The sequence below is a fragment of the Methylocystis rosea genome, from assembly GCF_003855495.1.
Classification (GTDB): Bacteria; Pseudomonadota; Alphaproteobacteria; order Rhizobiales; family Beijerinckiaceae; genus Methylocystis; species Methylocystis rosea_A.
In genome coordinates this window covers 188,965-203,485 of record NZ_CP034086.1, presented here as the reverse complement: position 1 = coordinate 203,485, position 14,521 = coordinate 188,965, and the positions used below count along the sequence as shown (strand labels likewise).

At 65.4% G+C, this 14,521-nt stretch carries 12 protein-coding genes; 3 read left to right on the top strand and 9 right to left on the bottom strand.

Going from position 1 to position 14,521, the window contains the following annotated elements:
* Positions 1-31: 31 nt before the first annotated feature.
* From hpnE to dnaK, 9 genes are all read right to left on the bottom strand, one after another.
* Positions 32-1,279, bottom strand: a complete 1,248-nt coding sequence (hpnE, locus tag EHO51_RS00875) for a hydroxysqualene dehydroxylase HpnE (RefSeq protein WP_124737303.1) — start codon at positions 1,277-1,279, stop codon at positions 32-34.
* A complete protein-coding gene (gene hpnD, locus EHO51_RS00870; protein WP_029649081.1) occupies positions 1,276-2,151 on the bottom strand; it encodes a presqualene diphosphate synthase HpnD in 876 nt (291 codons plus the stop codon). The genes hpnE and hpnD overlap by 4 nt, the downstream gene beginning before the upstream one ends.
* On the bottom strand, positions 2,148-3,050 hold the full coding sequence (gene hpnC / locus EHO51_RS00865) for a squalene synthase HpnC (RefSeq protein ID WP_124737302.1): 903 nt from the start codon (positions 3,048-3,050) through the stop codon (positions 2,148-2,150). Before hpnC ends, hpnD begins: the two co-directional genes overlap by 4 nt.
* 37 nt (positions 3,051-3,087) lie before the next feature.
* Positions 3,088-4,305, bottom strand: coding sequence for a glycosyltransferase (locus tag EHO51_RS00860; RefSeq protein ID WP_124737301.1), 1,218 nt, complete (start codon positions 4,303-4,305; stop codon positions 3,088-3,090).
* Between the two features lie 76 nt (positions 4,306-4,381).
* Positions 4,382-4,591 (bottom strand): ChaB family protein, encoded by a 210-nt coding sequence (locus tag EHO51_RS00855; protein WP_124737300.1) that lies wholly within the window; start codon positions 4,589-4,591, stop codon positions 4,382-4,384.
* Between the two features lie 14 nt (positions 4,592-4,605).
* Complete coding sequence (gene pyrF, locus EHO51_RS00850) at positions 4,606-5,298, bottom strand: orotidine-5'-phosphate decarboxylase (RefSeq protein ID WP_124737299.1); 693 nt, start codon at positions 5,296-5,298, stop codon at positions 4,606-4,608.
* Complete coding sequence (locus EHO51_RS00845) at positions 5,295-5,927, bottom strand: class I SAM-dependent methyltransferase (protein WP_124737298.1); 633 nt, start codon at positions 5,925-5,927, stop codon at positions 5,295-5,297. The genes pyrF and EHO51_RS00845 overlap by 4 nt, the downstream gene beginning before the upstream one ends.
* Positions 5,928-6,060: 133 nt before the next feature.
* Entirely contained in the window at positions 6,061-7,173 is a 1,113-nt protein-coding gene (gene dnaJ / locus EHO51_RS00840) for a molecular chaperone DnaJ (protein ID WP_124737297.1), read from the bottom strand.
* Between the two features lie 122 nt (positions 7,174-7,295).
* Positions 7,296-9,194 (bottom strand): molecular chaperone DnaK, encoded by a 1,899-nt coding sequence (gene dnaK, locus EHO51_RS00835; RefSeq protein WP_124737296.1) that lies wholly within the window; start codon positions 9,192-9,194, stop codon positions 7,296-7,298.
* A 359-nt stretch (positions 9,195-9,553) separates the two neighbouring features.
* On the opposite strand from dnaK, the gene EHO51_RS00830 reads away from it, so the two are divergent.
* From EHO51_RS00830 to EHO51_RS00820, 3 genes are read left to right on the top strand one after another with little or no spacing between them, the layout of a single operon-like run.
* Positions 9,554-10,651 (top strand): efflux RND transporter periplasmic adaptor subunit, encoded by a 1,098-nt coding sequence (locus EHO51_RS00830; protein ID WP_124737295.1) that lies wholly within the window; start codon positions 9,554-9,556, stop codon positions 10,649-10,651.
* 10 nt (positions 10,652-10,661) lie between these two features.
* Positions 10,662-13,790: an efflux RND transporter permease subunit gene (locus tag EHO51_RS00825; protein WP_124737294.1), complete on the top strand. Its 3,129-nt coding sequence runs from the start codon at positions 10,662-10,664 to the stop codon at positions 13,788-13,790.
* The gene (locus EHO51_RS00820; protein ID WP_124737293.1) at positions 13,787-14,425 is read left to right on the top strand and encodes a TetR/AcrR family transcriptional regulator; all 639 of its coding nucleotides are present in this window, start codon (positions 13,787-13,789) and stop codon (positions 14,423-14,425) included. The genes EHO51_RS00825 and EHO51_RS00820 overlap by 4 nt, the downstream gene beginning before the upstream one ends.
* Positions 14,426-14,521: the final 96 nt, after the last annotated feature.

The following is a 14,521-nucleotide window of genomic DNA, read 5'->3' as shown; positions in this document are numbered from 1 at the left end:
GCGCTTCCTCACCATGCACGAAGGGTCCCGTTCAATCGGCCATCGTCGCCAACGCCGCCGCTCTATCCCCTGATCGTATCGAACCTTCGATCGTCGCCGGCAGGCCCGTATGCGTCCAGTCGCCGGCAAGCCACAGATTGTCCCAGCGCGTCTTCGCATCGGGCCGGCGCTTCTCCTGCGCCGGCGTCGCGGCGAAGGTGGCGCGCTTCTCCTTGACGATCTGCCAGGGCGGCGGCGCCGCCGGCAGGCCCGTCGCGGCGGACACCTCCGCCCAGATTTTTTCCGCAAGCGCGTCGCGCGACTCGTCGATCAGGCGGTCGGCGCCGCTGATCGTCACCGACAGGCGATCGTCGAAGGCGAAGAGCCATTCGGTGAGCGTGCCGATCATGCCGAGAAGCAACGGTTGATCCAGCGGCGGCGCGATCTTGAAATGCGCATTGAGGATCGCGCGAAAATCGTCGGGCGCGACGAGACCGGGGAGAAGCTCCTGCGCGATCCATGGCGGCGTGGCGAGCACCACCGCGTCGCCTTTTTCCAGCGTCACTTCCGCGTCGCCGAAACGCAGCGCGGCGACGCGTGACCCCTCAAAAGCGATGTCGCGCAGGCGCGCGCCGAAGCGCGGCTCGACGCCTTTGGCGCGAAGCGTGCGCAGCGCCGGCTCGATGAAGGCGTCGCCGAGGCCGCCTTTGGCGACCATTGGGCGGCAGGCGTCGCCGCCCGCCGCGAGCGTCTCGCGCAGCACGGCGCCCGCGAGCGTGGCGGACGCCTCTTCAGGCTCGGTGTTCAAAGCGGAAAGCAGAACCGGGCGCCAAAGCTTCTCCCACAGCGGGCCGCAGCAACGCATGGTGTCGCCGATGGTCGCGCCATCCTTCGCGAAGAGAAGCTTGCCGGCGCCAAGATAGTCGAGCGGCCCCGTGCCGGGAACGCGGCGGTCGGCGACAAACACCCACCAGGGAATGCGCGAGGCGTTCGGGCGCAGCGTCCAGCGCTCGGCCGTGCGCGCATCGAGAAAGTCGAAGGCGCATTCGCTGGGACCGATGAGCGCGTCGCTCGCGCCGATGCGCTTCGCATAGTCGCGCGCCGCCGTGTTGCCGGAGAGCAGCAGATGATTGCCGTTGTCGATCGTCAGGCCGAGCGACGCGTCGAAATAGGAGCGGCAGCGGCCGCCCGCCATGCGCGCGGCTTCGTAAAGCGCGACGCGCCGTCCGGCGTCGGCAAGGCGCAGCGCGCAGGCGAGCCCCGCGAGGCCCGCGCCGACGACGTGAACCGTTTCGCTCACGTGAAGGCGTGTCGCAGGAAGGCGCTGACGAGCTTGAGACGCGACGCCCGCACCGGCGCGCGCGGCGCCGAAAAGCCGCGCGCCGCGAGATTGTCGAGGATCGAACGATAGCCGGCGGCCATGAGATAGGGCGCTTTCACCGCGCGCTTGGGCAGGCCCGCCATCACCAGATCGGCCTGGTCATAATGTTCGCGGGCGCGGCTGAGGACCGGCGCGCATACCTCTTCGAGCGAGGGATGCGACAGCACGGCGTGCGGCGCGAAGCTCATGACCCCCGCGGACTCAAGCGCCTGGCGCGGCAAATAGAGCCGTCCCCGCGCGGCGTCCTCGTCAAGGTCGCGCAAAATGTTGGTGAGCTGCAATGCGCGCCCGAGGTGGTAGGCGAGCAGTTTGGGACCCGTCGGCAAATCGCATTCGGCGCCCGGCTCCTCCTCCGCGAGACCGAAAGCGCGCACGGACAGCCGTCCCACGGCGCTCGCGACCCGGTCGCAATAGAGCTCAAGCTTTTCCCAGTCGGGCGCGCAGATATCCTCCTCGACGTCCATGGCCATGCCCTCGATCACCGACTCGAAATCGGCGCGCTCCAGCCGGAAACGTCGGACGGGTTCGGAGAGAAAGCTGACGCGCGCGCGGATGCGGCCGGCGTAAAGCTCATCGAGGTCGGCGCGCCACTGGTCGAGCGCGGCGCGGCGCACGGCGCGGTCGCCCTCGTCGTCGGCTATGTCGTCAACGGCGCGACAGAAGGCGTAAATGGCGAACATCGCGTCGCGCCGCGGCGGCTCGAGGATGCGCATCGCGAGATAGAAGGAGCTTCTGGTCGCGATGGCGCGCGTGCGCAGCGTCGTGGAATCGGCAAGCGCGTCCATAGTCATTGGCGCGCCCCTGGGCGCGTGCTCGGGACGGCCGCGGAATCTGCGCGACGCGGACGCGAAACGCGGCGAAGAAGCGCGCCAAGCGCGCCCGCCGCGCCTTTGAGCGCAAAGCTGAACTTGCCGTCGTGAACCTTGTCGCGAAGCGGGTCGGCGTCCGCGAGGCGCCCAACGAGCTGTTCGGCCAGCGTCTGGATGGCGCCAATCTCCATGGCGAGTCGCGTATCGTCGATCAGATCGGCGAAGGGACGCGACTGCGCGAGCAGACGCCCGGTCTTCTCGTTGAGGTCGCGGATCGTCGCCAGGAGCGGCGGCGGCGCGCTTTCCTGCGCGAGCATCTCGACGGTCGCGCCATGCGCCGCGAGCGCGTCCTGCGGCAGATAGACCCGGTCGAGGTTGCGGTAGTCCTTGCCGCAATCCTGCAGGTGATTGATGATTTGCAGCGCCGCGCAGAGCGCGTCATTGGCCGGCCAGACCCGGCCGGGGTTCTCGCCGTGGAGATCGCAGACGAAGCGTCCGACGGGCATGGCTGAGTAGCGGCAGTAATCGATGAGATCGTCCCAGTCGCGATAACGCGATTGCGTCACGTCGCGCTTGAAGGCGAGGATCAGATCGCGCGCATGCTGCGGATCGAGACGCCGCTCCCGGCAGGTCTCGCGCAGGCGACGCGCCACCTCCGCATCCTCTTTCGCCTCTCCGATCAGGGCGGCGTCAAGCGCGTCCAGCAGATCGAGCTTCTCTTGCGCGGAAAGCGTCGGGTGGTCGGCGATGTCGTCGGCGGCGCGAACGAAATCATAGAAGGCGAGGATCGGCGCGCGATGCCGCGGCGCAATCAGAAAGGAGGCGACAGGGAAATTCTCGTCGCGATGGGTCTTTCCCGAACTCGTCTGCGCAATGTCCATATGACGCCGTCTTGCCGCTCCACGGCGCTGGCGCGCCCTATACCTCGATGTGGCGGTTCGCCTCGATCTCGCCGGGCGTTTCGAAGCGCTGCGCCGACTTTTGCGCGCGCGGCGCCTGGTAGCGGCCTTTCCATTCGCCGCCGCGGCCGCTGAGGTGCCGCCAAGCCGATTCAACCGTAAACCACGTATAGCATGCCGCGACGCCTGGCAAAGCAAAGGCGCGCCACCGCGACAGGCCGTAAAAGCGCAGCGTCGGCATATAGGCCTGCGCCATCAGGAGCCAGGAGACGAGCGCCGTCTCGCGCGCCGGCGATTCGCCAAACAGCGCCAGACAGGGCGGCGCGAGATAGGCGGCGGCCATGCCGATAAGCGCGCCCGCAAGACGCCAGGGGGAATAGCTGAGCTGCGCGTAGGCGGAGCGCACGACCATTCGGGAGATATCGGCAAGGCGCGGATAGGCGCGCAGGCTGTGGACGTCTTCGGTCAGACCCAGCCAGATTGGACCTTGCGCCTTCATCAGCGCGCCGAGCGCGCAATCGTCGATCAGCGCGCCGCGAATGGCCCGCAGGCCGCCGGCGGTCGCGAGCGCCTCCGGACGCAGCAGCATGACTCCTCCCGCGGCGCCCGCCGCCGGGTGATCCGGATCATTGATGTGGCGGAACGGGTAAAGCTTCTGGAAATAGAAAATGAAGGCGGGGACGAACCAGCGCTCCGCGAGGCTTTCGCAGCGAAGCTTGACCATGAGCGAGGTCAGGACGGCGCCGCGGGCCTTCGCGCCCGAGGCGAGGCGGGCGAGCACATGCGGCGAAAATTCGATGTCCGCGTCGCAAAACAGCACGAAGTCCGGGTCGATCGGCAAGCTCCGCACGTGATCGAAGCCGCGTTGCATCGCCGCGAGCTTTCCCGTCCAGCCCGCATCGGGTCCGCGCGAGGAGAGAATCGTCAGGCGGCTCGATGCGCCACGGGCGGCCGCGCAACGGCGAGCCGCCTCGGCGGTGCCGTCGTCGCTCTCGTCATCAACCAGAACAATGTCGAAGCGGCCATGGAACTGTTGCGCGAACAGCGAAGCCAGGCTTTTCTCGATGACGTCGGCTTCGTTTCGAGCCGGAACGATCGCCACGACATGGGTCGCCGGGACGGCGCCGTGACCGCCCAGGTCCCGGTCATGTTCGGTCAGCCGCCAAAACCCGCCGCGAAGCGCGATCAGATAGAGCCAAACGAACAGCCCGAGGGCGGAGATGACAATCGCGAGCATGGGCGAATCGGGGTAAGGATCCGACGAAGACCCGTTTTTATCACTCACGCTCTAGGCAGGCCAGCGCGCCTTCCCCCTATCCTCGCCTCGCCCAGCCCGCCTCGGTCTTGACGTAGCTTCGCTTGACCGCGGCCCAGGCGATGCGGTGCGCCGCCTCCTCCTGCCGCGGGTCGCCGCGATGGGCGTCGAAGGCGTGGTTGAAGGCTTCGCGATAAATGTCCTGCGCGTGCTCCGGAAGGATGTGCTGCAGATTTTCGGGCAGGTCGGCGTTGCTATGGTAGGGCATGCGACCGACCTCGATCAGGCGCCGGGGATCTCGCCCACCACCGCTTGCGCCGCCGCTGCGGGATCCGCTGCGCGGGTGATCGGCCGGCCGACGACGATATAGTCGGCGGAGGCTGCGACCGCCTGCCGCGGCGTCATAACGCGCTTCTGATCGCCGACGTCGGCGCCCTGCGGCCGCACTCCTGGCGTCACCAGCAGCATGCTGGGGCCCACAAGCGGCCTTATGGCGGCAAGCTCCATCGGCGACAGGATGAGGCCGTCGACGCCCTTTTCCTTGGCTTGTCGGGCGCGGCGCGCGACGAGCTCGCCGACGCCGCAGGCATAGCCTGCTTCGTTCAGATCCGCGTCGTCATAGGAGGTCATCACCGTCACGGCGAGGAGCTTGAGCGCGCCGTCCGAGGCGCCCGCGCGGGCCGCCGCCATCGTCTGAGGAAAGGCGTGGATGGTGAGAAAGTCGACGCCGAGCCGGGCGATCTGGCGGGTCGCGCGCTCCACGGTGACGCCGATGTCATGAAGCTTCAAATCAAGAAATACGCGCTTGCCCGCCGCCTTCAATTCACGGGCGAAGCCGAAGCCGCCCGGCGCATAGGCGAGCTCCATCCCGACCTTGAAGAAGGAGACTGTCTCGCCCAGAGCCGCGACCATCGCCCGCGCATCGTCGACGCTTTCGACGTCCAGCGCGACGATCAGCCGGTCTTGCGGCTTCACGCCTTACGCTTTCCGGCGAAGCCGGCGTAACCCGCCTTGCGATAGCGCCAGACGCGCGCGGGCGGAATGTTGAGCACGACCGGCGGCGATCCCTTGCCGACATAGGCGCCGTTGACGCCATTGGCGTGCATGGGCATCGGCGATTTTGTCAGGCCATAAGTGAACTGGATGAAGAGCCCCTCGTCGCCCATCAGTTCGAAGGCCTGGTTCAACAGCTCGACCCGATCGCGCTCCGGCCGCACCAGGAGCGGCAGGCTGGAGACGACGGTGGCGATCTTCCCAGGCACCTTGCCGTCGAGAGTCGCCTTGAGGCCATAGGCGTCGCCTTGCACGATGTTGACGCCAGGAAAGCGTTCCGAGAGCAGACGGCAGAACCGGCTCTCATATTCGACGAGGACGAGGCGCTCGGGCGCGATGCCGCGGGCGAGCAGCGCCTGAGTCACCGGCCCGGTGCCGGGACCGAGTTCGACGATATGGCCCTCTCGATCCAGTTCGACGAAGCCGGCCATCGTCTTGGCGAGCGCGCGTCCGGACGGCGAAACGGCGCCGATGAGGCGCGGATTTTCGATCCATTGACGGATGAAGCGCGCGTTATCGACGAGCCTCGCGCGCCCACTGGCTTTCTGCATTTTGTGCGGCAACGGAGCCCCTCCCGACCGGCGCGATGAAACGCGCAAACGGCCCCCGCGATCGGAGGGCCGTTGGGCCGATGATAGGAGAGGCGCGCGTCAAAAACAACGCGGCGTCATCGAACTCTGCCGCCTAACCGCCGAACAGATCCTTCATCCGCGCGAAAAAGCCGGTCTCCTCGGGATGCGTGTCGTGCGAGGACTCCTCCTCGAATTCGGCGAGGAGCTCCTTTTGCCGCTTGGTCAGCTTTTGCGGCGTCTCGACGCTGATCTGCACATGCAGGTCGCCTTGCTCGCGCCCGCGCAGAACCGGCATGCCCTTGCCTTTGGCTTTGAGCTGGCGTCCGGACTGCGCACCCTCGGGAATTTTGAGCTTCACCTCGGAGCCGTCGAGCGCATGGACCTTGATCTCGCCGCCGAGCGCCGCACGCACCATCGAGATCGGCACGCGGCAATAGAGATCCGCCCCATCGCGCTGGAAGAACGGATGAGGCTTCACCGACAGGAAGATATAGAGGTCGCCGGGCGGACCGCCGCGCAGGCCCGCCTCGCCTTCGCCGGCGAGCCTGATGCGCGTGCCGTCCTCAACGCCCGGCGGCACATTGACGGACAGCGAGCGTTCGATCGTCTTGCGCCCGGCGCCAGCGCAAGCGGGGCAGGGATTATCGATGGTCTCGCCGCGCCCCTGGCAGGTTGGACAGGTGCGCTCGATCGCGAAAAAACCCTGCTGGGCGCGCACGCGTCCCATGCCGCCGCAGGTCGCGCAGGTCTTCGGTTTGGAGCCTTTTTTCGCGCCTGTTCCCGCGCAGGCCTCGCAGGTCGCCGAGGTCGGGATTTGCAGCGAGGCGGCCTTGCCGTGATAGGCCTCGTCGAGGGTGATCTCCATGTTGTAGCGCAGATCCGAGCCCCGCTCGCGGCCGCCCGAGCGGCTGCGCCGCCCCATCACATCGCCGAACAGATCCTCGAAAATGTCCGCCATGGAGGCGCCGAAGCCTTCGCCTCCGCCGAAGCCGCCGCCCTGTTCAAAGGCGGCATGGCCGAAACGGTCATAGGCCGCGCGCTTCTGCTGGTCGCACAGACACTGATAGGCTTCGTTCAATTCCTTGAAACGCGCTTCCGCCTGCTTATCGCCAGGGTGCCGATCGGGATGGCACTGCATCGCCGCCTTGCGGAAGGCGATCTTCAATTCGACTTCCGTGACCGTGCGGCTGACGCCCAGAACTTCATAATAGTCGCGTTTGGACATGCTTGATTTCTGATGGTGCGCGGCGGGCCTGGCCGCGATCACATGAACGCAAGGGAACCCGGCGTATTCGCGCCGGGTTCCCGTTTCGCTACCGCATCGAAGCGGCTATGGCCAGTCCCGGCTTACTTCTTGTCGTCGCCGACGTCCTTGAACTCCGCGTCGATCACGTCGTCCTTGGGCGCCTCCTCGGACGCGCCCGTCCCTGAGGCGTCCGCCTGCTGCGCCTTATACATCGCCTCGCCGAGCTTCATCGAGGCCTGACTCAATTCGTTGGTCCTGGCCTTGATCGCGTCCGCGTCGTCGCCCTCGACGGCGCTCTTTAGCGCGGCGATGGCGGCTTCGATGGCGCTCTTGTCCGCGGCCGAAACCTTGTCGCCAAATTCGGCGACGGATTTCTCGGCAGCGTGAACCGCGGCCTCGCCGTGGTTTTTGGCGTCGACGAGTTCGCGGCGGATTTTGTCCTCCGCGGCGTGCTCCTCGGCGTCCTTGACCATTTTATCGATGTCGGAGTCGCTGAGGCCGCCAGAGGCCTGGATGCGGATCTGCTGTTCCTTGTTCGTCGCCTTGTCTTTCGCCGTGACGTTGACGATGCCGTTCGCGTCGATGTCGAAGGTCACTTCCACTTGCGGCATGCCGCGCGGCGCCGGCGGAATGCCGACGAGGTCGAACTGGCCGAGCAGCTTGTTGTTCGCGGCCATCTCGCGTTCGCCCTGGAAGACCCGGATGGTGACGGCGGTCTGATTGTCTTCGGCCGTCGAGAACACCTGGCTCTTCTTGGTCGGGATCGTCGTGTTTCGGTCGATGAGGCGCGTGAACACGCCGCCGAGCGTCTCGATGCCCAGCGACAGCGGCGTCACGTCGAGCAGCAGCACGTCCTTCACGTCGCCCTGCAGCACGCCCGCCTGCACCGCGGCGCCGATGGCGACGACTTCGTCAGGGTTGACGCCCTTGTGGGGCTCCTTGCCGAAGAACTGCTTCACGACCTCCTGCACTTTGGGCATACGGGTCATGCCGCCCACAAGCACCACTTCGCCGATGTCGGCCGCCGACAGGCCGGCGTCCTTCAACGCCTTCCGGCAGGGCTCCACCGTGCGCTGAATAAGATCGTCGACGAGGGCTTCGAATTTCGCGCGCGTGAGCTTCAGCGTCAGATGCTTGGGGCCCGTAGCGTCGGCGGTGATGTAGGGCAGATTGATTTCGGTCTGCGTCGCCGACGAGAGTTCGATCTTGGCCTTTTCGGCGGCCTCCTTGAGGCGCTGGAGAGCGAGCTTGTCCTTCGTGAGGTCGATGCCCTGCTCTTTCTTGAATTCGCTCGCGAGATATTCGACGAGACGCATGTCGAAGTCTTCGCCGCCAAGGAACGTGTCGCCGTTCGTCGACTTCACCTCGAAGACGCCGTCGCCGATCTCCAGGATCGACACGTCGAAGGTGCCGCCGCCGAGGTCATAAACGGCGATCGTGCCCGACTGCTTCTTGTCGAGGCCATAAGCGAGCGCCGCCGCCGTGGGCTCGTTGATGATGCGCAGCACTTCAAGGCCGGCGATCTTGCCGGCGTCCTTGGTGGCCTGGCGCTGAGCGTCGTTGAAGTAGGCGGGGACGGTGATGACGGCCTGGGTGACCGTCTGGCCGAGAAAGGCCTCGGCCGTCTCCTTCATCTTTTGCAGAATGAAGGCGGAAATCTGCGAGGGCGAATATTGTTTGCCCGAAGCCTCGACCCAGGCGTCGCCATTATTCGCCTTGACGATCTTATAGGGGACGAGACCCATGTCCTTCTTGGTCATCGGGTCATCGTAGGTGCGGCCGATCAGCCGCTTGATGGCGAAGAAGGTCTTGTCGGGATTCGTCACCGCCTGACGTTTGGCGGGTTGGCCGACGAGGCGCTCGCCGTCTTCGGTAAAGGCGACAATCGAAGGCGTCGTCCGAGCGCCTTCGGCGTTTTCAATCACCTTGGGGCTCGACCCTTCCATGACGGCCACGCAGGAATTGGTCGTGCCGAGGTCGATGCCGATAATTTTGCCCATATCGTTTCCTTTCGCTGGTGAACGCCGGACCCCGAAGCGGTCCGGTTCAAAAGGCGAAGGACGGCGGCTCGCCATGAGCCCGCCGCGCGATCCTTCACGCTTAGCTCTCCCAAGATTGTGTTGCGCTCACCCGGCCGCAAGAGCAGGCCGCATATAGAAGAATCATTTCCGTGCGACAAGGCGTCCGGGCTGCGCTGCGGCGCGTCCAGCCATGGACCAGGCCGGTTTAGCCAGCGCCTGGAACAAGATTTCGCTTCAACAAAATTTCTCTTGCCGGTTGACCAATCGCTGACGACTGACGATTATTAAAAATCGTCAGAAGAACCAAACGCGGCTCTGGCGTCAATGGACGGAGTTCAATGTTCAGCTATCGCTCGAGGCTTTATGCGCTCGCCGCAGTTCTCACCACGGCGCTCGCCGGCTGTGACGGCAAGGGCGAACGGTCGGCCGAAGAAAGCGAGCGCTCCGAGCGGCCGGTGCTCGTCGCGCCGGCGCGCTACGCCGCGCAGTCTCAATCGCGCGAATTTGTCGCCACCATTCGTCCCCGGGTCGAGTCCGACCAAGGTTTTCGCATCGGCGGGAAGGTGGTCAAACGCTTTGTCGAAGTTGGCCAGCGGGTCAAGGCTGGCGACCCGATCGCGGCGCTAGACGAGCAGGATCTGCGGCTGCAGAAGGAGCAGTCCGACGCCGAATTCGCCGCGGCGCGGGTGGCGCAAACTCAGGCCGTCGCCGATGAAAAGCGCGCCGCCGAACTGCGCGCCAAGGGCTGGACCGCCCAGGCGGCGCTCGATCGCGCGCGCTCGGGCGGCGAGGAAGCGCGCGGGCGGTTCCGACGGGCCGAACGCGCGGTCGAACTCTCCCGCCACGCGCTGGAATACGCCATGCTGCGCGCCGGCGCGGACGGCGTCGTCACGCAAACGCTCGTCGATGCCGGGCAAGTGGTCGCGGCGGGGCAGCCTGCGGTGCGCATCGCCCATGCTGGCGAACTGGAAGCCGCCGTCTCCTTGCCGGAGGCGTTCGCCGCAGCCGCTGGAAAGGGCGAGGCGACCTTGACGCTCTGGTCGAAGCCCGGCGCGGTCTATCGCGCCAAGCTGCGCGAACTGAGCCCCGCCGCCGATCCGGTCACGCGCACTTTCTCGGCGCGCTTCTCTATCCTCAATCCGGACGCCGCCGTCGCGCTCGGAATGAGCGCGACGCTGCACATTTCCGCTTCGGATGCGCAGCCCGTCGTCAGCGTGCCGCTCTCGGCGATCTACAATCAGGGCTCCGGACCCTCGCTCTGGAAAGTGGACGGCGAGGGGAACTTGCAGCTCATTCCCGTCACCTTGGTGCGCCTCGAAGCCGACGCCGCGCTTGTCGCTGGCGGCGTCAAGGACGGCGACAACATCGTCGTTCTCGGCGTCCACAAGCTCGATCCCAATACAAAAGTCCGCGTGATCTCGCGGCAATCGCTTTGAGGGTCTGGCCATGGCTGGCGTAAACCTTTCGCGCTGGGCCGTCCAACGGCCGACGCTGATGCTGTTTCTGATGATCGCGATCAGTCTGACCGGCGTCTATTCTTACATGCGGCTGGGACGCGCCGAGGATCCGTCATTCACCATCAAGGTCGCCGTGGTGACGGCCTCATGGCCAGGCGCGACGGCTACCGAGATACGCGATCAGGTCGCGGATCTGATGGAGAAGAAGCTTCAGGAGCTGCCGTTCCTCGACAAGATCGAGAGCTACACCAAGCCCGGCTTTCTGGCGATGCAGGTGACCTTCAAGGACACGACTCCGCCAAAGGACGTGCCGCAGCTCTTCTATCAGTTACGCAAAAAGCTCGACGACATCGCGCCGACGCTGCCCGCCGGCGTGCGCGGCCCGCAAGTGAACGACGAATATGGCGACGTCGACACGGTGATGTATGCGGTGACCGGCGACGGCGCCGACTATCATGTCCTCGACAAGGTGGTCCAGACGCTGCGCCAACGACTGCTCGCCGTGCAGGACGCGATCAAAGTCGACGTCTATGGCGATCAGGGACGCCGCATCTTTGTCGAATTCAGCGAGGCGAAGCTCGCGAGCCTGGCGATCCAGCCTCAGGCCGTCTTCGATTCGCTCTCCAAGCAGAACGCCATCAATGGCGCCGGCGTGTTCGAGACCTCGTCGAACCGCGTGCGGGTTCAGGTGACGAGCGATCTCAAGGGCGCCGACGCGATCGCCGCGATTCCGATCGAAGCGAATGGCAAGGTGATCCGCCTCGGCGACATCGCCAATGTCTACGCCGGCTTCGAAGACCCGCCGAGTTTTCTCGCGCGCTTCAAGGGCCAGCCGGCGATCGTCGTCGGCGTCGTTATGGGAAAGGGCGCCAACGTACTCAAATTTGGCGAGAACGTTGGCGCAGCGGTCCAGGAGATACGCGACAAAACGCCGGTCGGGGTCGATATCGATCAGATCGCCGATCAGCCGAAGGTCGTCGAGGAGGCGATCGGCGAATTCACGCGTTCGTTCCTCGAGGCTCTGGTGATCGTGCTCGGCGTGAGCTTTCTCTCGCTCGGCTTCCGCACCGGCATCGTCGTCGCGCTCTCCGTGCCTTTGGTGCTCGCCATCGTTTTTATCTTCATGGGGCCGCTCGGCATCGATCTCCAGCGCATCTCGCTTGGCGCGCTGATCATTGCGCTCGGCCTTCTTGTCGATGACGCGATCATCGCGGTCGAGATGATGATGGTGAAGATGGAGCAGGGCTTCAATCGGATCAAAGCTGCGACCTTCGCCTGGGAGTCGACGGCCTTTCCGATGCTCACGGGGACGCTCGTGACCGCCGCGGGCTTCCTGCCGGTCGGCTTCGCCAATTCCGGAGTCGGCGAATATACGGGTTCGATGTTCTGGGTGTTGCTCCTCGCGCTGATCGCGTCATGGTTTGTCGCGGTGATGTTTACGCCCTATCTCGGCGTGAAGCTGCTTCCCGATTTCGCCAAGCTGCATCCGCATCGCGATCCGGACGAGATCTATCGGACGCCCTTTTATCGCTGGCTGCGCGCCGTCGTCACTTGGGCGGTCGACTATCGCGGCGTGGTGATCGCCGGCGTGGTCGGCGTTTTCGCGCTCGCCGTCTTCGGCTTCTTCGTCGTGCCGAAGCAGTTCTTCCCCTATGCAGAGCGCCTGGAGCTCTTCCTCCAGTTGCGACTTCCCGAAGGCTCGTCCATCGGCGCTTCGCTCGAGGCCGCGAAACAGGCTGAGGCGCTCCTCAAGGACGATCCGGATGCCGCCCTCTACACGAGCTATGTCGGACAGGGGCCGCCTCGGTTCTGGCTCGGCCTCAATCCGCAGCTCCCGAATGAAGCCTATTCCGAGATCGTCATCGTCGCCAAGGACATCGCGGCGCGCGAGCGATTGAAGAAGAAGCTGGAGACCGCCATCGCCAACGGCGCTTTGCCGCAGGCGCGCGCGCGCGTCGATCGCTTCTATTACGGGCCGCCGGTGGGATTTCCCGTGCAGTTTCGCGTGGTCGGCTCCGATCCGGCGACCGTCCGCGCCATCGCCTATCAAGTGCGCGACGTGATGCGCGGCGACGAGGGCGTCGACGATCCGCATCTCAACTGGAACGAGCAGACGCCGCGCGTGCGGCTGGTCATCGACCAGGATCGCGCGCGGCTCCTCGGGCTGACGCCGCAGGATGTGTCGAACAGGCTGCGTCTGGCGATTTCCGGCGTGACGATCACGACATTGCGCGACGGGATCGATCAGGTCGAAGTGGTCGCGCGCGCCATTCCTCAGGAGCGCGGCGATCTCTCGAGGATCGGCGACATGGTGATCTATGCGCGCGACGGCAAGGCGGTGACGGTCTCGCAGGTCGCGAAGATCGTCTACGACCACGAAGAGCCGATATTTTGGCGGCGCAATCGCGACATGAGCATCACGGTGCGCTCCGGCGTCAAGGACGGCGTGCAGGCGCCGGATGCGACGATGCGCATCTGGCCGCAGCTTGCTCAGATTCGCGAGCATCTTCCCCCGGGCTATCGCATCGAGATCGGCGGCGCGATCGAGGAATCGAAAAAGGGCAACGCGTCGATCTTTGCGGTTTTTCCGCTCGTCGGCCTTGTCATGCTGACCATCGTGATGTTCCAGCTGCAGAACTTCACGCGCGTCGCGCTCGTGATGGTGAGCGCGCCGCTCGGCGTCATCGGCGCCTCGCTCGCGCTCAATGTCGCTCACGCGCCGTTCGGCTTCGTCGCGCTGCTCGGCCTCATCGCGCTCTCGGGCATGGACATGCGCAATTCGATCATTCTCGTCGATCAGGTGCGACAAGATCTCGAACGCGGGGAAAAATATCGAGAGGCAATCATCGGCGCGACGATTCGGCGCGTGCGTCCCGTCGCGCTGACGGCGCTCGCTGCGATTCTCGCCATGATTCCATTGTCGGGCTCCGCCTTCTGGGGGCCGATGGCGCTGACCATCATGGGCGGGCTTTTTGTCGCCACGTTTCTCACCGTTCTGTTCCTGCCGGCGCTTTACGCGACATGGTTCCGCCGTCATCTTGGCGAGGGATTGGCCGAAGCCAAGGGCGCGCGGGCCCAGACTCTAGCCGACGGGCTTGCGAGGGGAGCGGCCGAATGAGCGTGATGGGGGCTAGCGCGCAGAACGCGCGCGAGACCGAGCAGCGCGCGAGAATCATCGCCACCGCAGAGCGGCTCTTCCGCGAGATCGGCTTCCAAAAGACCACGGTCGCCGATATCGCCCGCGAATTGCGGATGTCGCCGGCGAACGTCTATCGCTTCTTTGGCGCCAAATCGGAAATCAACGCCGCTGTCGCGCGCCATCTGATGAACGAAGTCGAGCAGTCGGCGCAGAGCATCGCGCATGGGCCAGGCTCGGCGGAGCAGCGGCTGCGCGCGCTCGTCCTGTCCAATGAGGCGATGAACGCCGAGCGCTACGTCGCCGACCGCAAACTGCACGACATGGTGGAAGCGGCGCTCGATGAGAATTGGCCGATCATCTCGGATCACATCGACCGTATCGACGCCGCGCTCGAGGACGTCATTCGCTCCGGCATGGAGAGCGGAGATTTTGCTAAGGGCGATGCGCAGCTCGCGGCGCGGCTGGTGCATGCCGCCTGTATTCGCTACTGCCACCCGCGGCTGATGGTGGAATGCGCCGATCGCCCAACGCCGACCAGCGCGCAAATGGTCGAATTTTGCATTGCAGCGTTGCGCGCCGGCTTTTGCCCCAACCGATCGACGACGTTGCGCTAAGCGCGATTCGACCTATACCTTCGGCGCCAGCGACGTATAATGAATGAGCGGCGCTATTCGTTAGGATGCGACTTTGGGTCGCGGGAGCAACAGCGA

Coding starts and splice junctions, on each gene's coding strand:
- hpnD (WP_029649081.1), bottom strand. CDS start 2,151: ATGACTATGGACGCGCTTGCCGATTCCACGACGCTGCGCACGCGCGCC.
- hpnC (WP_124737302.1), bottom strand. CDS start 3,050: ATGGACATTGCGCAGACGAGTTCGGGAAAGACCCATCGCGACGAGAAT.
- EHO51_RS00860 (WP_124737301.1), bottom strand. CDS start 4,305: ATGCTCGCGATTGTCATCTCCGCCCTCGGGCTGTTCGTTTGGCTCTAT.
- EHO51_RS00855 (WP_124737300.1), bottom strand. CDS start 4,591: ATGCCCTACCATAGCAACGCCGACCTGCCCGAAAATCTGCAGCACATC.
- EHO51_RS00845 (WP_124737298.1), bottom strand. CDS start 5,927: ATGCAGAAAGCCAGTGGGCGCGCGAGGCTCGTCGATAACGCGCGCTTC.
- dnaJ (WP_124737297.1), bottom strand. CDS start 7,173: ATGTCCAAACGCGACTATTATGAAGTTCTGGGCGTCAGCCGCACGGTC.
- dnaK (WP_124737296.1), bottom strand. CDS start 9,194: ATGGGCAAAATTATCGGCATCGACCTCGGCACGACCAATTCCTGCGTG.
- EHO51_RS00830 (WP_124737295.1), top strand. CDS start 9,554: ATGTTCAGCTATCGCTCGAGGCTTTATGCGCTCGCCGCAGTTCTCACC.
- EHO51_RS00825 (WP_124737294.1), top strand. CDS start 10,662: ATGGCTGGCGTAAACCTTTCGCGCTGGGCCGTCCAACGGCCGACGCTG.
- EHO51_RS00820 (WP_124737293.1), top strand. CDS start 13,787: ATGAGCGTGATGGGGGCTAGCGCGCAGAACGCGCGCGAGACCGAGCAG.